19 protein-coding genes are annotated in these 20,039 nt (G+C 57.1%); 7 read left to right on the forward strand and 12 right to left on the reverse strand.

Translation table 11 applies throughout. The features are described from left to right. Positions 1-243 precede the first annotated feature (243 nt). Entirely contained in the window at positions 244-1,932 is a 1,689-nt protein-coding gene (locus ACJ8M3_RS09815; RefSeq protein ID WP_004938680.1) for an aspartate:alanine antiporter, read from the forward strand. Positions 1,933-2,409: 477 nt separating this feature from the next. Here ACJ8M3_RS09815 and ACJ8M3_RS09820 read toward each other — a convergent pair whose 3' ends face one another. The 5 genes from ACJ8M3_RS09820 to eco all read right to left on the reverse strand — a co-directional run bounded on the left by ACJ8M3_RS09820 (position 2,410) and on the right by eco (position 7,283). After that, positions 2,410-3,153: an ankyrin repeat domain-containing protein gene (locus ACJ8M3_RS09820; RefSeq protein ID WP_442514656.1), complete on the reverse strand. Its 744-nt coding sequence runs from the start codon at positions 3,151-3,153 to the stop codon at positions 2,410-2,412. 88 nt (positions 3,154-3,241) lie between these two features. Next, on the reverse strand, positions 3,242-4,015 hold the full coding sequence (locus tag ACJ8M3_RS09825) for an ankyrin repeat domain-containing protein (RefSeq protein ID WP_123061522.1): 774 nt from the start codon (positions 4,013-4,015) through the stop codon (positions 3,242-3,244). An 88-nt stretch (positions 4,016-4,103) separates the two neighbouring features. Then, positions 4,104-4,877 carry an ankyrin repeat domain-containing protein gene (locus ACJ8M3_RS09830; protein ID WP_046686750.1) on the reverse strand — a complete coding sequence of 258 codons (774 nt, stop codon included), beginning with the start codon at positions 4,875-4,877 and terminating at the stop codon, positions 4,104-4,106. Then, positions 4,874-6,355 carry a phospholipase gene (locus tag ACJ8M3_RS09835; RefSeq protein ID WP_442514657.1) on the reverse strand — a complete coding sequence of 494 codons (1,482 nt, stop codon included), beginning with the start codon at positions 6,353-6,355 and terminating at the stop codon, positions 4,874-4,876. The genes ACJ8M3_RS09830 and ACJ8M3_RS09835 overlap by 4 nt, the downstream gene beginning before the upstream one ends. Before the next feature lie 415 nt (positions 6,356-6,770). Next, a complete protein-coding gene (gene eco / locus ACJ8M3_RS09840) occupies positions 6,771-7,283 on the reverse strand; it encodes a serine protease inhibitor ecotin (RefSeq protein ID WP_103101110.1) in 513 nt (170 codons plus the stop codon). A gap of 291 nt (positions 7,284-7,574) precedes the next feature. On the opposite strand from eco, the gene ACJ8M3_RS09845 reads away from it, so the two are divergent. Together ACJ8M3_RS09845 and ybjG are read left to right on the forward strand one after the other, a co-directional pair. Continuing rightward, positions 7,575-8,309: a phosphatase PAP2 family protein gene (locus ACJ8M3_RS09845; protein ID WP_047024962.1), complete on the forward strand. Its 735-nt coding sequence runs from the start codon at positions 7,575-7,577 to the stop codon at positions 8,307-8,309. Between the two features lie 5 nt (positions 8,310-8,314). Further along, positions 8,315-8,920 (forward strand): undecaprenyl-diphosphate phosphatase, encoded by a 606-nt coding sequence (gene ybjG, locus ACJ8M3_RS09850; RefSeq protein WP_033642512.1) that lies wholly within the window; start codon positions 8,315-8,317, stop codon positions 8,918-8,920. Between the two features lie 39 nt (positions 8,921-8,959). Here the strand turns inward: ybjG and ACJ8M3_RS09855 are convergent, their stop codons facing one another. Further along, positions 8,960-9,793: a hypothetical protein gene (locus ACJ8M3_RS09855; RefSeq protein ID WP_033642511.1), complete on the reverse strand. Its 834-nt coding sequence runs from the start codon at positions 9,791-9,793 to the stop codon at positions 8,960-8,962. Positions 9,794-10,010: 217 nt separating this feature from the next. Between ACJ8M3_RS09855 and deoC the strand changes: the two genes are divergently transcribed. The 4 genes from deoC to ACJ8M3_RS09875 all read left to right on the forward strand — a co-directional run bounded on the left by deoC (position 10,011) and on the right by ACJ8M3_RS09875 (position 15,350). Further along, positions 10,011-10,691: a deoxyribose-phosphate aldolase gene (gene deoC / locus ACJ8M3_RS09860; protein ID WP_033642510.1), complete on the forward strand. Its 681-nt coding sequence runs from the start codon at positions 10,011-10,013 to the stop codon at positions 10,689-10,691. A 153-nt stretch (positions 10,692-10,844) separates the two neighbouring features. Continuing rightward, a complete protein-coding gene (gene deoR / locus ACJ8M3_RS09865) occupies positions 10,845-11,609 on the forward strand; it encodes a DNA-binding transcriptional repressor DeoR (RefSeq protein WP_042784074.1) in 765 nt (254 codons plus the stop codon). Positions 11,610-12,590: 981 nt separating this feature from the next. After that, positions 12,591-13,889, forward strand: coding sequence for an HAAAP family serine/threonine permease (locus ACJ8M3_RS09870; protein WP_033650641.1), 1,299 nt, complete (start codon positions 12,591-12,593; stop codon positions 13,887-13,889). Positions 13,890-13,982: 93 nt separating this feature from the next. Continuing rightward, positions 13,983-15,350, forward strand: coding sequence for an L-serine ammonia-lyase (locus ACJ8M3_RS09875; protein ID WP_033642507.1), 1,368 nt, complete (start codon positions 13,983-13,985; stop codon positions 15,348-15,350). A 54-nt stretch (positions 15,351-15,404) separates the two neighbouring features. Here ACJ8M3_RS09875 and ACJ8M3_RS09880 read toward each other — a convergent pair whose 3' ends face one another. From ACJ8M3_RS09880 to ACJ8M3_RS09905, 6 genes are all read right to left on the reverse strand, one after another. Next, positions 15,405-16,070 carry a response regulator transcription factor gene (locus ACJ8M3_RS09880; RefSeq protein ID WP_060659724.1) on the reverse strand — a complete coding sequence of 222 codons (666 nt, stop codon included), beginning with the start codon at positions 16,068-16,070 and terminating at the stop codon, positions 15,405-15,407. Next, positions 16,067-17,455 (reverse strand): FKBP-type peptidyl-prolyl cis-trans isomerase N-terminal domain-containing protein, encoded by a 1,389-nt coding sequence (locus tag ACJ8M3_RS09885; protein ID WP_069100895.1) that lies wholly within the window; start codon positions 17,453-17,455, stop codon positions 16,067-16,069. The genes ACJ8M3_RS09880 and ACJ8M3_RS09885 overlap by 4 nt, the downstream gene beginning before the upstream one ends. Continuing rightward, on the reverse strand, positions 17,452-17,874 hold the full coding sequence (locus ACJ8M3_RS09890; protein WP_046686746.1) for a hypothetical protein: 423 nt from the start codon (positions 17,872-17,874) through the stop codon (positions 17,452-17,454). Before ACJ8M3_RS09890 ends, ACJ8M3_RS09885 begins: the two co-directional genes overlap by 4 nt. A 24-nt stretch (positions 17,875-17,898) precedes the next feature. Further along, entirely contained in the window at positions 17,899-18,453 is a 555-nt protein-coding gene (locus ACJ8M3_RS09895) for a fimbrial protein (RefSeq protein WP_033642504.1), read from the reverse strand. A 50-nt stretch (positions 18,454-18,503) separates the two neighbouring features. Beyond that, on the reverse strand, positions 18,504-19,142 hold the full coding sequence (locus ACJ8M3_RS09900) for a fimbrial protein (RefSeq protein WP_046897038.1): 639 nt from the start codon (positions 19,140-19,142) through the stop codon (positions 18,504-18,506). Positions 19,143-19,216: 74 nt separating this feature from the next. Next, positions 19,217-19,981 (reverse strand): fimbria/pilus periplasmic chaperone, encoded by a 765-nt coding sequence (locus tag ACJ8M3_RS09905; RefSeq protein WP_080350172.1) that lies wholly within the window; start codon positions 19,979-19,981, stop codon positions 19,217-19,219. Positions 19,982-20,039 lie beyond the last annotated feature (58 nt).

Consider the following 20,039-nt stretch of genomic DNA (forward strand, 5'->3'; position numbering starts at 1 on the left):
CCGTTAGGTGACGCTGAACCGAATTTTTTCCTTGGTCAAAAGAGAGTTAAATGCGCACGGCGGCGCAGGAAATCAGCTTTCTGTGCTGGCTGTCATCGGTCATAGCGTCTAGAATGAACGCCGCCGAACGATGGTTCGCTTCGCTTTCTGCTGGTGGTGATTTATGACGTCGTTTTAAGGCTGAATTTATCTCTTATAGTTATCTATATCAAGCACTTACTGGTAAACAATAAGTTATCCTCCGTGAACATAAACGTCGCTAGTTTGTTAAACGGTAACTACATTCTGTTACTGTTCGTGGTACTCGCGCTGGGGCTGTGCCTCGGTAAACTCCGTCTGGGCTCCGTCCAACTCGGTAATTCCATTGGCGTTTTAGTGGTTTCCCTGTTGCTCGGCCAGCAACACTTCGCCATTAACACCGAGGCGCTGAATCTCGGCTTCATGCTGTTTATTTTCTGCGTCGGGGTGGAAGCCGGGCCTAACTTTTTCTCGATTTTCTTCCGCGACGGTAAAAATTACCTGATGCTGGCGCTGGTAATGGTCGGTTCGGCGATGGTGATCGCCATCGGTCTCGGCAAGCTGTTCCACTGGGACATCGGCCTGACCGCCGGCATGCTGGCCGGCTCGATGACCTCCACGCCGGTGCTGGTGGGGGCCGGCGATACGCTGCGCAACACCATCGTCAACGGCCCGGCGCTGCTGGCGGCGCAGGATCATCTGAGCCTCGGCTATGCCCTCACCTACCTGATCGGTCTGGTCAGCCTGATTTTTGGCGCGCGCTACCTGCCGAAGCTGCAGCACCAGGATCTGTCCACCTCCGCCCAGCAAATCGCTCGTGAACGCGGCCTGGACACCGACAGCCAGCGCAAGGTCTACCTGCCGGTGATCCGCGCCTACCGCGTCGGCCCCGAGCTGGTGGCCTGGGCCGACGGCAAGAACCTGCGCGAGCTGGGCATCTACCGCCAGACCGGCTGCTACATCGAACGCATCCGCCGCAACGGCATTCTGGCCAACCCGGACGGTGACGCGGTGCTGCAGGTGGGCGATGAGATCTCGCTGGTCGGCTACCCGGACGCCCACGCGCGGCTGGATCCGAGCTTCCGCAACGGTAAGGAAGTGTTCGATCGCGATCTGCTCGACATGCGCATCGTGACCGAAGAGATCGTGGTGAAGAACAGCAACGCAGTGAACAAACGCCTGAGCCAGCTGAAGCTGACCGACCACGGCTGCTTCCTCAACCGCGTGATCCGCAGCCAGATCGAAATGCCGATCGACGACAGCATCGTGCTCAACAAAGGCGACGTGCTGCAGGTGAGCGGCGACGCGCGCCGGGTGAAGAGCGTGGCGGAGAAAATTGGCTTTATCTCGATTCACAGCCAGGTGACCGATCTGCTGGCGTTCTGCGCCTTCTTCATCATCGGCCTTTTGATCGGCCAGATCACCATACAGTTCAGCAACTTCTCGTTCGGCATCGGCAACGCCGCCGGCCTGCTGATGTCCGGCATTATGCTCGGCTTCCTGCGCGCCAACCACCCGACCTTCGGCTACATTCCGCAGGGGGCGCTGAACATGGTGAAAGAGTTCGGCCTGATGGTGTTTATGGCGGGCGTAGGCCTGAGCGCCGGCGCCGGCATCGGCCACAGCCTGGGCGCGGTCGGCGGCCAGATGCTGATCGCCGGGCTGATCGTCAGCCTGGTGCCGGTGATTATCTGCTTCCTGTTCGGTGCCTACGTGCTGCGCATGAACCGCGCCCTGCTGTTCGGCGCGATTATGGGCGCCCGCACCTGCGCACCGGCGATGGAGATCATCAGCGATACCGCGCGCAGCAACATCCCGGCGCTGGGTTACGCCGGCACCTACGCCATCGCTAACGTGCTGTTAACGCTGGCGGGTTCACTCATCGTGGTGCTATGGCCGGGCATACTCGGCTGATCGATTAGCGGGAGAGATGGATCGGCGATAAAAATATTTTGATTTTTTTGTCGCCGGCCAGAACTTTCGTTGGGGGCCGCAGTCTGAATTAGTGCCACTGCTTTTCTTTGATGTCCCCATTTTGTGGAGCCCGATAATCCCGCCTTTTAGGTTCAAGATTATCGGGTTTTTTGTTGCCTGAAGCAGCCCGCAACACCTGCTGTCGCGGCCTCGTCGTCAGGCATAAAGCATCCTATCTCTGAGCGTCGCTTACGCCAGCCTCCCTATCAATGTGCAGGTTTCAACATAGAAACGCTGCTTGTGGGTTCGCCACTGTTCAAAGAGATGGCGTCACAAACGGGACTTAACAACAGCACTCTCGTCGCCGTCGGCTGGGTGCTCTTTGGTGGCTCATTCCATCATCTTCCTGTATATCATAACGTCATGTTACTGCACTGGAAGAAGACCAGCATTGTCCCCCATGATAGTCGAGACTATCTAATTCACCTGTTTTATTTTTTCTTTAATTTTAATTAGTTTCTTTATATACGCATTGCTCTTATCCCCTTTAGCTATTTCCGCAGAAATCAGCGAGAGGAAGCTGTCATTAAAATCATCTTTGGCTAATGGATTAGCTCCATGAGCCAACAGAACCTCAATGTGTTCTGGGCAACTGTTATACAGCGCATTAATTAATGGCGTTCTGTTCATAGCGCCTTTGATATTAACATCAGCTTTGTAAGCTATTAGAGTACTCAATGTCTCTGTATTAACCGCTTGAAAACTTTTGAAAATTATTGGCTGATTGTTTATTTCATCCCTTGCATTAGGCGATAGTCCGCCTTCAAGCATAGCCTGTATCCAGACGCCTTTATCCGCTTTCATGACATACTCAGCCGGGCTACTTCTCCCTTCCGGCCTTGGCTGCAATGGGTCTGCTCCCGCCTTGACCAAATCCGTAATGATCTTGAGCCGCTCTGGCGTGTTCTTGTCAAAGATAGCGTTATTGATCGCCCAGAATAGCAACGTCATATCCGCCTTAGCCGGCCGATTTAACGTTTCTTTGCTTACCGTCGATAAAACCTTATCCAGCTTTTTTCTGTCACCCTCGTAGATGATATTGGCGATGTCCAGCTGCGTCCCTTCAAAATAATCTTGTGGCTGTAGATCCCTACCTTGTTCGCATCCCTGCATCATGAGCATCGACAGCAACATGATAATGATAAGAGCCCTGTGCCTCATGCCATCTCCATTTTAAGCGTAACCACGGTTCAACTTTGCTTTTTCACCGTATCAGCATCCCTCTATGCCCTTGAATACTGAGAACGGCTTATTGACTGACAGGGAGAGGTGGCCATTTCCCACCACGCTTAATTAGCTCGTCTTTGATACGCTCAAGAGACGCTTTCGCCTCACTACCGTCCGGGCTTCTATTAATCAGCCGTTGCAGTTGATTGCCCATCGTCCAACCCGAGTTGCCTCTTATATCACTATCGGCGCCTTTTTCTAATAGAAGAATGACGTGGTCATAGGAGTGATAATCTAAAGCATCGATGAGCAGCGTATCACCCAATGAATTTCTTATATTTATATCAGCGCCATGCTCCAACATGACCTCTAATGTCTCTGTATTTTTTGCAAAGATGCTATTGAATATAATGGGTTGATTATGAACCTTATCCTTAGCATTTGGAGAGAGCCCGCCCTCTAACATAGCTTTTATCCATACGCCTTTATTCGCCTTCATAACAAATTCAGCTGGGCTACTCCCCCCCTCAGTTCTTGGCTGCAGTGGATCTGCCCCCACCTTGACCAAATCCGTAATGATCTTGAGCCGCTCTGGCGTGTTCTTGTCAAAGATAGCGTTATTTATCGCCCAGAATAACAACGTCATCTCCGCCTTGGCCGGTCGATTTAACGTTTCTTTGCTCACCGTCGATAAAACCTTATCCAGCTTTTGTCTGTCACCCTCGTAGATGATATTGGCGATGTCCAGCTGCGTCCCTTCAAAATAATCTTGTGGCTGTAGATCCCTACCTTGTTCGCATCCCTGCATCATGAGCATCGACAGCAACATGATAATGATAAGAGCGCTGTGCCTCATGCCATCTCCATTTTAAGCGTAACCACGGTTCAACTTTGCTTTTTCACCGTATCAGCATCCCTCTATGCCCTTGGATACTGAGAACGGCTTATTTACTGACAGGGAGAGGTGGCCATTTCCCACCACGCTTAATTAGCTCGTCTTTGATGCGCTCAAGAGACGCTTTCGCCTCACTGCCGTCCGGACTTCTATTAATCAGCCGTTGCAGTTGATTGCCCATCGTCCAACCCGAGTTGCCCCTTATATCGCTATCGGCGCCTTTTTCTAATAGAAGAATGACGTGGTCATAGGAGTGATAATCTAAAGCATCGATGAGCAGCGTATCACCCAGTGAATTTCTTATATTTATATCAGCGCCATAATCCAACATGACCTCTAATGTCTCTGTGTTCTTCGCAAGAATACTTTTAAATATAATTGGCTTATTGTTGACTTTATCTTTTGCATTAGGAGATAGCCCCCCATCTAACATGGATTTTATCCAGATTCCCTTATCTGCTTTCATAACAAATTCAGCGGGACTACTTCTCCCTTCCGGCCTTGGCTGCAGTGGGTCTGCTCCTGCCTTAACCAGATCTGTAATTATCTTAAGCCGCTCTGGCGTGTTCTTGTCAAAGATAGCGTTATTTATCGCCCAGAATAGCAACGTCATCTCCGCCTTGCCCGGTCGATTTAACGTTTCTTTGCTTACCGTCGGTAAAACCTTATCCAGCTTTTGCCTGTCACCCTCGTAGATGATGTTGGCGATGTCCAGCTGCGTCCCTTCAAAATAATCCTGCGGTTGTAAATCCATACCTTGTTTGCACCCCTGAATGATGAGCATAGACACTAGCATCGTGATAATGAGTATGATTTTTTTCATATTCGTTCCTTGATTGTGGCAATGTCATCGTCTTTCTCATTTTCAATGCATTGTATCGCCTGGTCTATACCGTGCTTATCCAGCAGTGAACCTGTTCCACCGGGAAGCGTGTGCTTTACTCCCACGGCGTCAGGCGCCAACATGGACAACCGCTCTTTCGCCATCACCGCCGGGGGATAAAATTTAAGGTCTTTGGCATCTTCCCACAAATCAACCTCCTGCAGCTTGGTCAACAGCTCCCCTTTTACGCGATACGCCTGAATATTATCGGCGCTGCCTATTATAGAGCCACCGTATTTTTCGACGGTTCCCGCATTCAGACCTGCTGCATTAAACGTCCAAGCCGGTTTGCCGCTGGCTATGGAGGTCGCAGAGGCCATACCGCCTCCTAATGAATGACCCGCAACGTCAATATTTGATACTTTCGAAATTTTATCGCCAATTATAACGGCTTGTTTATAGTATTCAGAATTAAACCCCAACCCCTGAGCGCCGTTATTTGACCAGTCACTCAGGTTTTTAATCCCTGACAAATCGCCGTTCAATAACGCTTTCTGGGCAGCCTTGCTTATTCCCTCCGGGAACTCGGGCGCACGCGATCCGCGGAACACCACCGTCGGGTTCATCGCTTTGCCAAAGACCTTCTCATCAGGCTGATAAACCCGAGCCAGAAAGCCCGGCGTATCCTCATCGTCATAGAGCATATCTTTGCTTAAACCGAGTTTACCCAGCGCCCCATCATTGTTACTGATATCCTTCCAGCCTTCAGGGATGTCTATCGTGTCCTTGAGCGGGTTAGTGGTCTTATAGACATTCTCAGCCAACTTCGCCTTTTCGACCGCGACGTTGTTCTCCGCCAGGCGCTGTGCCGCCATGCGCGCATCCGGGTAAATGCTGCGGTTGCCTCGCCCTATCAGGTACTGGCGTTCTTGCCAGCGTTCTGCCTTGGTCAGTGGACGGATGGCCTGCACCGTGGCGGCAACGGTTGCCACTGCGGTCGCGATGGCTTGTTGCAGAGGGGGATTCCGGGTCGTACTCTGCCTCGCCGGCAGCACCGTCGGTTTTGCCCGGTGGCCATAGCGGCTGACCATTTCTTCATAGCGGGCGATCACGCGCCCGGTAGGATAAAAGGCGGGAAGAGAGCTGCCTGGGTAGCGCTGTAATCGGCCTTCCGCGTCGACGTAAAAGGCATATTTCGTCGGCGTCCAGGTGCCGATTCCCTGATCAATCGCCAGCAAGCCGCCCCGGTTGATCTCATCGAGTACGCTGCGCTTCATAGCCACGTCCTCACGATAACCGGTGACGCCAATCCCGGATTGAGTATTGCGGGTAATAGGATACCGGCTGCTTATCGATATGCCGGCTGCGCCGCCGAACAAATAGTGCCGTTCCAGCTCATGCCGCGCTGCTGTCGGGTTAAGTATCCTGGAAAAGCTTTCCGGCGCCGTGTGTTCAGAGGAGAAATGAATCAGTTTCATACGGTGCCTGCCCACTCGCAGGGTTCCGTGGTCGGCACAGGCGCACCATCATCAAGCAACTCGCCAGGTGTGCGGCTTTTACGGGGCTCGTCGAGCGTTAGCGAACGATAACGCATTGGATATCCTTATCTTCTGTGTCATTCCATTAATAGGGAATGCGCAAAATTATCACACTTCAGTAAAGATTTCTTTGCTCTATTTCTATACGCGCGCATCCTCTCCCATCCATGCAGCTGCGTGCTTCCTGTGCCCTTGTGAAGAGGTATTGACTTGCGTATTTCGTTGCCATGTCGCGCCTAAAAGCCACGTCCGAAAGCAATCAGTCGAGTGTCAAAGATGCGGGAATGATAAGGAGACAGGAAGGAGAAAGGCTCCGCCAACCAGGAATGGCCAGCAGAGCGGCGTCAGGCGGCGGTTATTTCTGCTCAGCCTGGCTTACGGTGTCTTCGGCTTTCCAGATGCGGTATTTCACTTCCGCGTCTTTCGGCGCATACACCACGATCGGCAGGCGGCTGTTGTAGCGCTGCATCGCGGCGTCGCCCAGGTTGGCGGCGATGAATTTCTTGGTCTTGGTATTGTCCTGGCAGGCCATCATGGTCGAGGCCGGTTCAGACAGCTTCTCCAGCACCAGGTAGTCGTAACCCCAGCCGGACAGGGTTTTGGTCTCCAGCGTGCCGCCAATCATATGGCGGTTGCAGTCCACTTCCAGCGTCTTGCCGATCAGCAGTTCTACCTTGTAGTTCTCTTCGTGCTCTTGCTTCGGCAGGTAGATCACCTGGCGATTCATGCCCTTCTCGGCTTTCGGGTAAGGCGCGACTTTTTCCAGCGGCTGTTTGCTCATGTCTGCGTCATCGCCAGAGGTCGCCGCCATAGCGCCAGCGGAAACGGCCATCAGCAGGCCGGAAAATACAACGGATGCCTTGTTCATGTTTTATCCCTACACTTTGTCAAATAATCCGACTATAAACTAATACACTACCGCCAAGCCCGCCACAGGTTTAATCTTCTTTACAATAGGTGATAAATAGTGACAATCGCCTGATATAAACCGTTAAGCGGAGCAATTAGCCAGCACACCCTCGGGTTAAGACGAGAAAAACAAGCGATTACCTTCGCACAAGCGGGTGTATCAGATAGGATTTTCTTGCCGGCGGACTAAGGTTTTCTTAAGACAGAATTATTACAGTGACGTCATTCAATCCTGTCACCGAGCCTGCGCGTGAATCCAGAATCGTCATTAAATCAATCCTCAACGACACCGCAAATTAAGACAACCGCCCTTTACTCCCTGTCGACATCCTTTTACCGTTGGCAGGTTTTTGGCCTGCTGATCAGCGGTCTGGTGTTTCTGTGGCTCTCCCGCAACGAACAGCTGGATTGGGCGATCAGCAACTATTGGTACGATGCCGCCAGCGGGCATTTCCCGTGGCAAAACAATTATTGGCTGGATCTGATCAATCACCGCCTGTTGAAACAGATAGTGATCGTAGGCGCGGTGCTGACGCTGTTTTGGGGCATCTATCGCCGCAGCGCGCGCCTGATCGTGACCATGCTGCTGATTGGCATCGGCCCGCTGGTGGTGGGCATTCTCAAAGCCACCAGCGCGCACTCCTGCCCGTGGGATCTGATTGAGTACGGCGGCAAAGCGATGTCCTTCCCGCTGTTCGGCGCGGTACCGGCGCTGCCGGGCCCCGGCCGCTGTTTCCCCGGCGGGCACGCCTCGAGCGGTTTCGCGGTGATGGCGTTGTTTTTCCTGTTTTATCCGCAGCGTCCGCGCCTCGCCTGGTGGTGTTGGTGCGGCGGCATCGCGCTTGGCATGGTGATGGGCTTTGGTCAGATCATGCGCGGCGCACATTTTCTTACCCATAACCTGTGGGCGGGTTGGTGGGTTTGGTTAAGCCAGTTGGCTATTTATTGGACGGTTAGCGGCTATTGGCGCCGCAAGACGAGGTAACGGTTATGGAACAGTTGAACCATTTTCTTTTCGCCTGGATCAATGCGACTCCGGCGTCTCCCGAATGGATGATCGATTTCGCCACCTTTTTGGCGCGCGATCTGATCATCATCGTGCCGCTGCTGATCGTCGGTCTTTGGCTGTGGGGGCCGCAAAGCCAGCTGGTTTCGCAACGCCAGGTGGTAGCGAAAACCACTATCGCGCTGCTGTTCGCCATGCTTGCCGCTTCCGCTATCGGCGCGCTGCTGCCGCATGAGCGCCCGTTCGTCGCCGGCGTTGGTTATACCTTCCTGCCACACGCGCCGGACAGCTCGTTCCCGAGCGATCACGGCACCGCCATCTTTACCTTCGCGCTGGCGTTCCTGTTCTGGCACCGCGTTTGGTCCGGCGTGCTGCTGATGATCGTCGCCGTCGGCATCGCCTGGTCACGCGTTTACCTCGGCGTGCACTGGCCGCTGGATATGGTCGGCGGTTTCCTGCTCGGCCTGGTGGGCTGCCTGTTCGCCCAACTGGTGTGGAATCTGTTCGGCGATGTCATCGCCGACAGGCTGTCGCGCCTGTATCGTTTCCTGTTCGCCTTCGCCATTCGCCGCGGTTGGGTGAAAGAGTAACCGCACAACATGACAGGGGCGTTACCGCCCCTGCTTATTTCACACCACGCCGGTGGTCACGCAGAACGCCCGCGTTTTTCCCGCTCCCAGCATCACTCCCTCACCCTCTGGCGCATTCGGGCGGCAGTTTGCCGGCTGGATAAAGGAAAGCAACTGCCGGTTGCCCTGAACGGCGATGCGCCGGAGACCATAGTTGAATTGCCCGGTGGCGAAACGCGTTACATAGCGCCGGCCTTGCGGCGCCAGCATAAAGAATTCGGCTCGGTCCACGTAGCGAGACAGATCCTCGGAACACAGCAGTTCCTGCCCGAGCGCCTCCCCCAACAGCGCCGGCGTCGGCAAGTTTTGGCGGAATACCGCGTCGGGAATGCAATCGTAGTTGAGGCGGCACACATAGCGCAGCGGCTGCGGCCGATCGGCCAGATTGGTGACTTTCATCTCAATGGCGAACTGCGCGCTCTGCGCCGCCAAACGCAGCGCCGGGCCGATGCGCCATCCCTCGCCCAACCGCTCGCCTTCGCCCTGCAACGTCAGCTCGTCGCCCGCCAGCTGCAGCCACACGCGTTGCATCTGGAGCGATGCGCCGTCGTGACTCGGCCAGGCGGGGCAGAACGCGGCGACATCATCGCGCTTTCTTCCGGCGCCCCGCCCGCTGCGGCGGCCCGATTTCAATGAGTAACCGTCAAATTCAGCATCCCAAATCGCCAGGCCCTGATACGGCAAGACCGTCAGTGCCCCGCGCCGATTCGCCAGCGTCAGCATTGGCCCGCGCTCTGCGCAGCGATGGGCGCTCACCGCGAAATCCGCATTGCGGAACAGCGCCTGCCGATGCGCCCCGAACGCGGCAGGAACCAGATCAATGTTGATTTTCATCGTTTTCCCTCGACATTTCGCCCGCGCAGGCCGCGAGCGGCCGCTGAAAATGTTATTTAAATAACAAATACACCTCCCCTAAGTTATACATATAACAGTGAGATAACTATGATCTCGTCGACATTTTTCAAATCCCGCTAGGTTTACCCGCATTGTAATGTTATTATTTTCACATCCTCTATCAACGCTCTTTTCTCAACTTCATTAAGGAACCGCGATGACCTCCGAAAACATCGATTACGCCCGCTATGTCGACCACACCCTGCTGGCCATGGACGCCACCGAAATGCAGATCGCCAAACTGTGCGAAGAAGCCCAGCAGCACAACTTCTATGCGGTGTGCGTCAACTCCGGCTACGTGCCGTTGGCAGCCCAGCTGCTGCAGGAAAGCACCGTGAAAGTCTGCTCGGTGATCGGTTTCCCGCTGGGCGCCGGCCTGACCGTCGCCAAAGCCTTTGAAGCCAAAGCGGCGATCGCCGCCGGCGCGCAAGAGATCGATATGGTGATCAACGTCGGCTGGCTGAAAAGCGGCCTGCTGGACGAAGTGAAAGCCGACATCGCCGCCGTGCGCGAGGTTTGCGCGGCGATCCCGTTGAAGGTAATATTGGAAACCTGCCTGCTCAGCGATGCGCAGATCGTCCAGGTTTGTGAAATGTGTCGCGAACTCGATGTCGCCTTCGTTAAAACCTCCACCGGCTTCAGCACCGGCGGCGCTCGGGAAGAGCACGTCAAACTGATGCGCGAGACGGTGGGCAGCGAAATGGGCGTGAAAGCTTCCGGCGCCGTGCGCGATCGCGCCACCGCCGAGAAGATGATCAAAGCCGGCGCCACGCGTATCGGCACCAGCTCCGGCGTTGCCATCGTATCCGGCGCGCAGGCGGCGGCTGGCAGCTACTGATCGTCGGCGCGCCTTGACGGGCGCAGCCAATACACTCCGATGCGGGACAATACGGGCGGCCGATGCGGCCCGATATTGCCCCGCATCGTTGTGTTTAGCGCCGGAAACGGCGGCACGCTTTTTTACCTCTACTACCTGTGGGAAGACGGATCTATGGAAACGCGGCGCGAAGAACGTATCAACCGGTTAGTTCAGGCGTTAAAACGCGCTGACAAGATCCACCTGAAAGAAGCCGCCGCGCTGCTGGGGGTCTCGGAGATGACCATTCGCCGCGATCTGAGCGCCGAGCCGGCGGCGGTGGTGCTGCTCGGCGGCTATGTGGTGACCGATCCGCGCAGCAACGGCGTGACCAACTACTTCGTTTCCGATCAAAAAGCCAAACAGGTCACGGAGAAACGGCGCATCGGCCTGCTGGCGGCGCCGTTGATCAATGAAAACGACACGGTGTTTTTCGACTGCGGGACCACCACCCCGACGATCATCGACGCCATTGCCGACGAGCTGACCTTCACCGCCGTGTGCCATTCGCTGAACACCTTCCTGGCGCTGCAAGACAAACCGAATTGCAAGGTGATCCTGTGCGGCGGCGAGTTCAAACCGAACAACTACATCTTTTCCAGCGTCGGCGGCCGCAATGAGCTCGATCACATCTGCCCGAACATCGCCTTTATCTCCGCCGCCGGTCTCAGCCTGCGGCACGGCGCCACCTGCTTCAACTTCGACGAACTGGAGATGAAGCATCGCGCGATGGCGATGGCGCAGCAAAAGATCCTGGTGGCGGATCACAGCAAGTTCGGCAAAATCAAGCCGGCCTGTATCGGCCCGCTGACGCAGTTCGATCGGGTGATCACCGATCGCCAGCCGGACGCCGACTTCATGGCGTTCTTCAACGATAACGCCATCGCTACCCGCTATTGATCCCCCTTCAGCGCCGTCGGAAGCGACGGCGCGCCGCTGAAATCTCTCTTTTCCCACAGCCCGCGATGAACAAATAATGCGCAATCGATACGCATTTTTCGCTTATCCTCACGCAACATCAGGTTAATAAAATGCAACAGGTCACCCGAGTGATTATTTTCTCTCTGGTCAAACCCGCTTTCGGCTGGATGAATTAACGACTATTTATGGCTTTTATATGATAAATCGCGCCAAAGACCGGGATGTTTAAATAAACGGCCGGTTAGGCTATTGCAGCAAATCTCGCCAATACCTGTTAGCTATCTGTTATTTATATGATGAATGGTTACGCATTTTTATCCGCTAACCACGTAAGTAATTTCCCTTCGTTACTAGCGGCGATTTTCAATGAAACTCCTTTAAAAACAAATAAATACATCTCATTTGACTTAAAAATACAATGTGATCTACGTCACTAAAACTGCTTAATCCGGGTTTTTAGCTAGATCCAAAACCACGCATAAAATATATTGCTCGGCTTGCTGCTGAGCACAGCGCTTTATCCGGCTGATTATTGTACAAGCCGCATAATCGCAGAAATTTTTATGAGAGCGTTCTCAGCACAAAATCTTACACAAATGTGCAACAAATGCGCGAAAAATCGATGAAAAAGCAGATAACTGCACACATTACGCATTTGAGAGCAGGATCACGGTTGTTTCTACTGTAAATCGTTATCTTGCCGCCAACAAAAATCGACAGGCAAAGACCTGTCGGCAGCGGTAACGACTTTTATCACCCCGTGGCGGTGAAAAGTCTTTGGTGAATTACCCGGCGCTGTGCCTGTGGTAATGAACACAATAAACAACCAGGGGGACGCCAAAACATCCCCGCAAGCAACACCTGATTCTTACCGCAAGCGTTGCCTGAATAGGACGTTTGACGGTTTAACCTTAAGTTTTGCCTTTTAATTTTAAATTCGTGTTCACTTCGGAGATATTTATGGACACTACACAGACCGGCACAATTGCCTCTGCGGCTTCGGGTTCCAGCACTACCTGGCGTAAAACGGATACCATGTGGATGTTGGGCCTGTACGGCACCGCCATCGGCGCAGGCGTCCTGTTCTTGCCAATCAACGCCGGCATCGGCGGTTTGATTCCTTTGATCATCATGGCCATCATCGCTTTCCCGATGACCTTCTTTGCCCACCGCGGCCTGTGCCGTTTCGTTCTGTCCGGTAAAAATCCCGGTGAAGACATCACCGCCGTGGTAGAAGAGCACTTCGGCATCACCGCCGGTAAACTGATTACTCTGCTGTACTTCTTCGCCATCTACCCGATTCTGTTGGTTTACAGCGTGGCGATCACCAACACCGTCGACAGCTTCATTACCCACCAGTTGGGCATGACGTCGCCGCCGCGCGCCATCCTGTCGCTGATCCTGATCGTCGGCCTGATGACCATCGTGCGCTTCGGTGAGCAGGCCATCGTGAAAACCATGAGCATCCTGGTCTTCCCGTTCGTGGCGGTGCTGATGCTGCTGGCGGTATACCTGATCCCTAACTGGACCGGCGCCATCTTCGAAAACGTGTCGCTGTCCGGCAGCGGTACCGGCATGGGTCACGGCCTGATCATGACCCTGTGGCTGGCAATCCCGGTGATGGTGTTCTCCTTCAACCACTCGCCGATCATCTCCGCCTTCGCCGTCGCCAAACGCGAAGAGTACGGCGCAGACGCCGAGAAGAAATGCTCCCGCATTCTGGCTTATGCACACATCATGATGGTGCTGACCGTGATGTTCTTCGTGTTCAGCTGCGTGCTGAGCCTGACGCCGGAAAACCTGGCGGAAGCCAAGGCGCAGAACATCTCGATTCTGTCTTACCTGGCCAACCACTTTAACAACCCGATGATCGAGTACATCGCGCCGGTTATCGCCTTCGTCGCCATCACCAAATCGTTCCTGGGCCACTACCTGGGCGCCCGTGAAGGCTTCAACGGCCTGGTCGCCAAGTCGATGAAGAGCCGCGGCAAAACCGTCAGCACCGCCAAGTTGAACCGCATGACCGCTATCTTCATGCTGGTGACCACCTGGATCGTCGCCACCCTGAACCCAAGCATCCTGGGCATGATCGAAACCCTGGGTGGCCCAATCATCGCCATGCTGCTGTTCCTGATGCCGATGTACGCCATCCGTAAAGTGCCTGCCATGCGCAAGTACAGCGGCCACATCAGCAACGTGTTCGTGGTTGTGATGGGTCTGATCGCCATCTCTGCCATCGTGTTCAGCCTGCTCGGCTAATCACGCCCGGCCGGCGCCGCTTGCGCGCCGGCCCTCCCGCACTCCCCCATTTCCCGTATTCACCGCCTGAAACCTGAAGAAGGAGGCGAGACCATGGTCAGCGTTTTCGATATTTTCAAAATCGGTATCGGCCCATCCAGCTCCCACACCGTTGGCCCGATGAAGGCCGGCAAACAGTTCGTCGACGAGCTGATCGCGCACCAGCAGTTGCAGGACACCACCCGCGTGGTGGTCGACGTCTACGGTTCGCTGTCATTGACCGGTAAAGGTCACCACACCGACATCGCCATCATCATGGGCCTGGCCGGCAACCTGCCGCACGATGTAGACATCGACAGCATTCCGGGCTTTATTCGCGACGTTGAGCAACGCGGCCGCCTGCCGCTGGCCAACGGCCACCACGAGGTGGATTTCCCGCTGCACGGCGGCATGAACTTCCACAGCGACAACCTGCCGCTGCATGAAAACGGCATGCGCATCCGCGCCTTCGCCGGTGAACGCCTGCTGCACAGCAAAACCTATTACTCGATCGGCGGCGGTTTTATCGTCGACGAAGAGCACTTCGGCCAGTCCGCCGAGGGCGCTACGCCGGTGCCCTATCCGTTCAAATCAGCGCACGATCTGCAGCAGCATTGCAAGGAGACCGGGCTGTCCTTGTCCGGCCTGGTGATGCAAAACGAGCTGGCGCTGCGCAGCAAGGCGGATATCGACGCGCATTTCGCCGATGTCTGGCAGGTGATGAGCGCCGGTATCGAGCGCGGCATCAACACCGAAGGGCTGCTGCCCGGCCCGATGAAAGTGCCGCGCCGCGCCGCCGCGCTGCGCCGCATTCTGGTGACCGGAGACAAGAACAATATCGATCCGATGAACGTGGTCGATTGGATCAACATGTTCGCGTTGGCGGTCAACGAAGAGAACGCGGCCGGCGGCCGCGTGGTCACCGCGCCGACCAACGGCGCGTGTGGCATCATCCCTGCGGTGCTGGCCTACTACGACAAGTTCATCCGCCCGGTGAACGCCAACTCCTACACCCGCTATTTCCTGGCGTCCGGCGTGATTGGCGCGCTGTACAAGATGAACGCCTCGATCTCCGGCGCCGAAGTCGGTTGTCAGGGGGAAGTGGGCGTGGCCTGTTCAATGGCGGCGGCCGGGTTGACCGAGCTGCTCGGCGGCAGCCCGGCGCAGGTGTGCATCGCGGCGGAGATCGCCATGGAGCACCATTTGGGGCTGACCTGCGATCCGCTCGCCGGCCAGGTTCAGGTGCCGTGCATCGAACGCAACGCCATTTCCGCCGTTAAGGCGGTCAACGCCGCACGCATGGCGATGCGCCGGACCAGCGAACCGCGGGTTTGTCTGGATAAGGTGATCGAAACCATGTACGAGACCGGCAAAGACATGAACGCCAAATACCGCGAAACCTCACAGGGCGGGCTGGCGATCAAGGTCGTGGCCTGCAACTGATCGCCACGGCGAGGCACTTAAGGCGCCGGCCGGTGTGACTTGGCCGGCGCCGTTTCAATAGCGATCCTTTCCTGCCGCAACGCCGGGCTGAATGCCCGCGCGAAGCCCCACAGCCCCGGGACGAGCGCTGTGCCGCAGCCAGCCGTAAAGTTCGGCATTACGCCGGAATCCCATTTTGCGCATGACGCTCATCTTGTGATTGCTGACCGTCTTCACGCTAATATCCAGCATCCGAGCGATTTGCGTGACTCCCATCTCCCGCGTCATGCAGCGCATGATCTCTTGTTCGCGCAACGTCAAGCCCCGGTGTTGGCATGCGCAGTTCCTGCCACAGTTCAGTCTGCCCGGCCATTTGCTGCGCCGCTCCAGCTCGGCGCTCACCTGATACAGCGCCGAAACCAACGGCATATCGTGGTAGATGACGCCGGCCTCCAGCGAGCAGCGGTTACCGACGGTGCGTTTATGCCGTCCCTCCGGCGTTCGCAACGAGAAATACAGCGTTTTACGCCCCACGGGCTGCGCCTCAGAGAGGTGACAAAAACAGCTTTGCACGCCGGGAGGAAAATAGCAGAACACCAGATCGGCTTCATGAGCCTGCCGCGCATCCACTAACAGCGTGCGCTTGCCGTAAGTGCTGAAGTGCAGCGCCAGAGCCTCTTGCCAACCGGCGCTGAAGTATCGATTCTCATCAAATAACGCGATTTTTATCATCGTGTTCATCCCTGCCCTCCCGCCGTGTCGGCTTCCCGTTTAACCGCCTGGACGCCCTTTGCCGGCGCCTGGCTGTTGTCGATGCGCAATTCATAAACCATGGTGGCGTTGGGCGGCACCTTCGGCGGGTAGCCGGTTTCACCGTAGGCCAGCGCCGGCGGCACGACCATCGTCAACGAGCCGTGGTTGTGCAGATGACTTATCGCCTCCCGGAACAGCGGCGGGTATTCGGACAGCGGTTGCGACAGCACCTTGCCGCTCAGATCCATATCCTGGATCACCGTGCCGTCGGTCAGCTTCTCTTTCACCACAACATCGACCACCGCCGTTGGCGCCAGCGCCCCCTCCCCGGCATAATCCACCCGATACCAGAAGCCCATCGCCGACTGCTTTACGCCCTTTTGTTGACTGAACTGCGTCAGGTAATCGTCATCGCGCCGCCGCTGCTGGTTAACGCGTTTCTCACGCGCGGCCACGGCGGCGGCATCCGCCTGCGCCGTCAACGTATTCAGTTCCTGCGGCGACAGCTGCAAACGTCCCGACACGCTGTCGATAACGCCCGCCAACAGGCTGTCGCGATCCACCGGCACGCCCCAGCTTTGACGCTCCGTCATCAACCCCTGAATATCCCGCCCCAGCGCACTGCCCGCCGCATAGGACAAACGCTTGCGTTCATCCTTCAACTGCTCCGGCGTCATCTCCCATTGCAGCCGCTTACGCAACGCCAGCAGGTCTTCGCGCGCCTGCTGAGTCGCCTTCTGCTCACCGGCCCGCTTCTGCTCGCTTTCTTCCAACGCGGCGCGCAGAGCGTGCAACGCCTCCTGGTGCTCGCGTTGGCGCTGTGCAAGCGTTTGTGCCGATGCCTGTGCGGCAGACTCAAGTTCGGTGACGCGCCGTTCGGCCTGCGCCGCCGTCGCTCTGCTTTTGGCGGTTTCCTGCGTCGCCTGACGCAACAGCGCCTCGGCGCGCTGCGCGTCGGGCGAACCGCGCCAGGCGGCGCCCAGCCCGGCGATCCACTGTTGAAGCGTTGACGAGTCCGGCAACGCCGCGACGGGTGGCGCCGCTTTCTCCGCCCGCAGCGCGGCGAGCTCCTGGCGCAGCGCCGTCAGCGCCATTCGCTGGCGCGCCAGCTGTTGATCGCGCGCCAATAACTCCTGGCTCAGCGTAAACGTTTTGGCCGGTGAGGTGGATTGGCTGTTGTCCGACAGGCGCTTCGCCGGCTCACGCTTTTTTTTCCCTGACTCACGGTCGTCCGGCGCCGTTTTTTCGGTCGCCGGACCGATATTCTGCCGTTGATACTGCTCGGCAAACTGCAGCAGCGCCGGCACGCCGTCGTCCGCTTGCGCGACGCCGGCGAACAGCAAAGCGACACAGCCCAGCAGACGCAGCCTCATTTAACCTGCTCCCCGCGATCCGCCAGCCCGGTCAACACCGCCTGATTCACCCCGGCACACAGATAGTTGACCTTGTAGCGATACAGCGCATCCACCGTCTCCTGCGTGTCACCGTTTACCCGGGCGCGCAGGTTGGCGTACTGGGAAGCGCCGCTCATCAGGCTGTCGAACGCCTGTTTGTAGCGCTGATACTGTTTCTCGTTGATCGTGCGCAACGCGCCCAGTTGCTCCTGACACTGCCGCAGTTGCTCGGCCTCACGTTGCTTGCGCAACACCTCTTCTGACGGAGGTTGCGCAGCCTGATTTTGGGTGTTCACGGCAGGCTTGCCCGGCTTTTGGCTTTGGCAAGCGGCGGCGCTCAACGCCAACAGGCACAGCATCCCCATGCGCAGGGCGTGATTGACGTGCTTTCTCATCATTGCGTTTCTTGTCCTTGTAGGCGCTTATTCGTATTCCAACGTGAAGGTGGCCACCGCGCTGAAGGTGCCGCGGCCGATGGACTTCGTCTGGATGGCTTCCGGCTCTCCCTGCACATAGGCTTGCAGCGTGAGTGTGGTGTTGCCGGCGTTCAGACGGAATTTATCGCTGGCGCGATTGAGCGGCAGCGCCTTGCCGCTGCTGTCCTCCAGCCCGATGCCGATCCCCGACGCCAGGCTGCCGCCATCCAACGCCAACAGGCCGGGCAGTTTGGCGTTCTCAGTACCGGTAAACGTAATGGCCACCGTATTGCCCAGGCTGAGATCGCACTCGGTCAGGTGCAACGCGAAGGTTTGGCTGTGGGTGCGGGTGTTCAGGTACAGGTATTTGTCGACGATGGTGCCGAAATCCAGTTGGATGTCCTCATCCCCCGGTTGTATGACACACGGCTCGGCCACCAGCGTACCGTGAAAGCGCATGTTTTCCGCCGCAGCCGCCGGCTGCGCCATCATGCCGGCCAGCATCACCATGCCGGCTCCCAGCAGCGCGCTTCGGCGCCGGTTCGTCTCTGTCGCGCGCATGACGCCACTCCCTTTGGTTATGCTTGCGCCTGCCAGGCGCAAGCGGCGTATTAGTCGTAATAAAGACGGAAATCGATCGCCGCGCGGTAAGCGCCGGCGCTCAGCGTCGCCGGAGTGCGCACCGGCGTCACCGTATACGTCAGGGTGTTTTGTCCCGGCGTCAGCAATACCGGTTTGTTGCGCGCGCCGAGGCGGACCGGCAGACCGCGGGCATCCGCCAACTGCAACCCCAAACCGGTGACGCCGGCGACCCTGACCAGACCCGGCGCGTCGTCATCCGTCGGCGCGGAAAACGCGACGGACACCGCAGGCTGGCTGCCGCTCCAGGCCAGAACCCCGGTCCAGGCGTCGCGGTTGCTCGCCGGCGCCCGCAGGCAGTCTTTCAGCGTCAGCTCGAAGGCGACCGGCGTGCCGCGATCGCCCGGGCGCTGGAAGTGCGCCGTTCCCGTCTCGCCCAGCCATACCTCCTGGCGGGCGGTGGTCATTTCCAGGCTGCAGGCGCTTTCCGTTAACGCGCCGTAGACGTGGAGCGTGCCGTTCGCCCCCTCAACGTCCCAGTTATCCACCGCGCGGGCCGGCGGCATCAGCATCAACATCGTGCCCGCCGTCAGCGGCACCATCAGCGCGGCCAACACCGTCAGGCCAATAGTGCGTCGCTGATGACGTTCATAGGCCTTTCCCAACAGCATGGGGTTCTTTCGTTGCATGATTCGTTCACTCCGCTGTGTTCATGACTTGGTCTTACCTGCTTGCGCGCGGCTCGTCATTTGGCGACCGGCACGACCTGGCAGGCATTGCCGGCGCAGCGGAAGTTCAACTGCGGCCGACCACCGTAATCGTTGATGTACGCCAGCGACGGGCCGCTGCCGAGGCTCGCGGCTGAGACGTTCAGCGGGGCGCTGGCCTTCGGCGCCACCATCAACGGTTCAAAGCCGGCGGCCCCTTTCCCGCCCTTGCCGGCGCTCGCCTCAACGATCGTCACGTAATACGGGGTCGGATTGTTCACCACGTACTTGTCACCCTGCCGGGTCAGCGTCAGCTGCTCCTGCCACGGTGCGGCGTTCTTTTTCGGGGCGAGCGCCGCCGGGCGATAAAACATTTTGATGCGCGTCTGCAACGCTATCTGCAGCGTGTTCGGCTTATTGCTGCGCGGCGGGATCTCGCGCAGGTTGAAGTAATACAGCGTCTCCCTGTCCTGCGGCAGCTGACGCGCCGCCGGCAGCGACTGGATCTTCACCTGGCTCGGTTTGCCCGGCTCCACCCGCTGCACCGGCGGCAGCACGGTGAAAGGGCTTTGGATCTTGTTGCCGCGATCGTCTTCAATCCACCCCTGGGCCAGATAGGGCAATTGCTTATTCTGATTGCTGATGTTGAGGCTGACCGTTTTCTGGTCGCCGTCGAAAATCACGCGCGTGCGATCCAGCGCGATAGCCGCATGGGCGGGCAGGCCGATCGCGCCGATCGTCAACGCGGCGGCGAGCGAGCTCAAAAGGGAAACGGTCTTTCTGGTCATAGTCAGATTCATCATGTCTTCACGGTTCCAGTCAGCCGAAGGCGGGCGATTCCGCCCCGGCGGTTTAGCGGCG

The sequence above is a fragment of the Serratia sp. CY55921 genome (genome assembly GCF_052167655.1).
Taxonomy (GTDB): Bacteria; Pseudomonadota; Gammaproteobacteria; order Enterobacterales; family Enterobacteriaceae; genus Serratia; species Serratia ureilytica.

Excerpts from the sequence above, each read along its gene's own strand:
- ACJ8M3_RS09820 (WP_442514656.1), bottom strand. The coding sequence starts at position 3,153 with ATGAGGCACAGGGCTCTTATCATTATCATGTTGCTGTCGATGCTCATG.
- ACJ8M3_RS09825 (WP_123061522.1), bottom strand. The coding sequence starts at position 4,015 with ATGAGGCACAGCGCTCTTATCATTATCATGTTGCTGTCGATGCTCATG.
- ACJ8M3_RS09830 (WP_046686750.1), bottom strand. The coding sequence starts at position 4,877 with ATGAAAAAAATCATACTCATTATCACGATGCTAGTGTCTATGCTCATC.
- ACJ8M3_RS09835 (WP_442514657.1), bottom strand. The coding sequence starts at position 6,355 with ATGAAACTGATTCATTTCTCCTCTGAACACACGGCGCCGGAAAGCTTT.
- eco (WP_103101110.1), bottom strand. The coding sequence starts at position 7,283 with ATGAACAAGGCATCCGTTGTATTTTCCGGCCTGCTGATGGCCGTTTCC.
- ybjG (WP_033642512.1), top strand. The coding sequence starts at position 8,315 with ATGGAACAGTTGAACCATTTTCTTTTCGCCTGGATCAATGCGACTCCG.
- ACJ8M3_RS09855 (WP_033642511.1), bottom strand. The coding sequence starts at position 9,793 with ATGAAAATCAACATTGATCTGGTTCCTGCCGCGTTCGGGGCGCATCGG.
- deoC (WP_033642510.1), top strand. The coding sequence starts at position 10,011 with ATGACCTCCGAAAACATCGATTACGCCCGCTATGTCGACCACACCCTG.
- deoR (WP_042784074.1), top strand. The coding sequence starts at position 10,845 with ATGGAAACGCGGCGCGAAGAACGTATCAACCGGTTAGTTCAGGCGTTA.
- ACJ8M3_RS09870 (WP_033650641.1), top strand. The coding sequence starts at position 12,591 with ATGGACACTACACAGACCGGCACAATTGCCTCTGCGGCTTCGGGTTCC.
- ACJ8M3_RS09875 (WP_033642507.1), top strand. The coding sequence starts at position 13,983 with ATGGTCAGCGTTTTCGATATTTTCAAAATCGGTATCGGCCCATCCAGC.
- ACJ8M3_RS09880 (WP_060659724.1), bottom strand. The coding sequence starts at position 16,070 with ATGAACACGATGATAAAAATCGCGTTATTTGATGAGAATCGATACTTC.
- ACJ8M3_RS09885 (WP_069100895.1), bottom strand. The coding sequence starts at position 17,455 with ATGAGGCTGCGTCTGCTGGGCTGTGTCGCTTTGCTGTTCGCCGGCGTC.
- ACJ8M3_RS09890 (WP_046686746.1), bottom strand. The coding sequence starts at position 17,874 with ATGATGAGAAAGCACGTCAATCACGCCCTGCGCATGGGGATGCTGTGC.
- ACJ8M3_RS09895 (WP_033642504.1), bottom strand. The coding sequence starts at position 18,453 with ATGCGCGCGACAGAGACGAACCGGCGCCGAAGCGCGCTGCTGGGAGCC.
- ACJ8M3_RS09900 (WP_046897038.1), bottom strand. The coding sequence starts at position 19,142 with ATGCTGTTGGGAAAGGCCTATGAACGTCATCAGCGACGCACTATTGGC.
- ACJ8M3_RS09905 (WP_080350172.1), bottom strand. The coding sequence starts at position 19,981 with ATGATGAATCTGACTATGACCAGAAAGACCGTTTCCCTTTTGAGCTCG.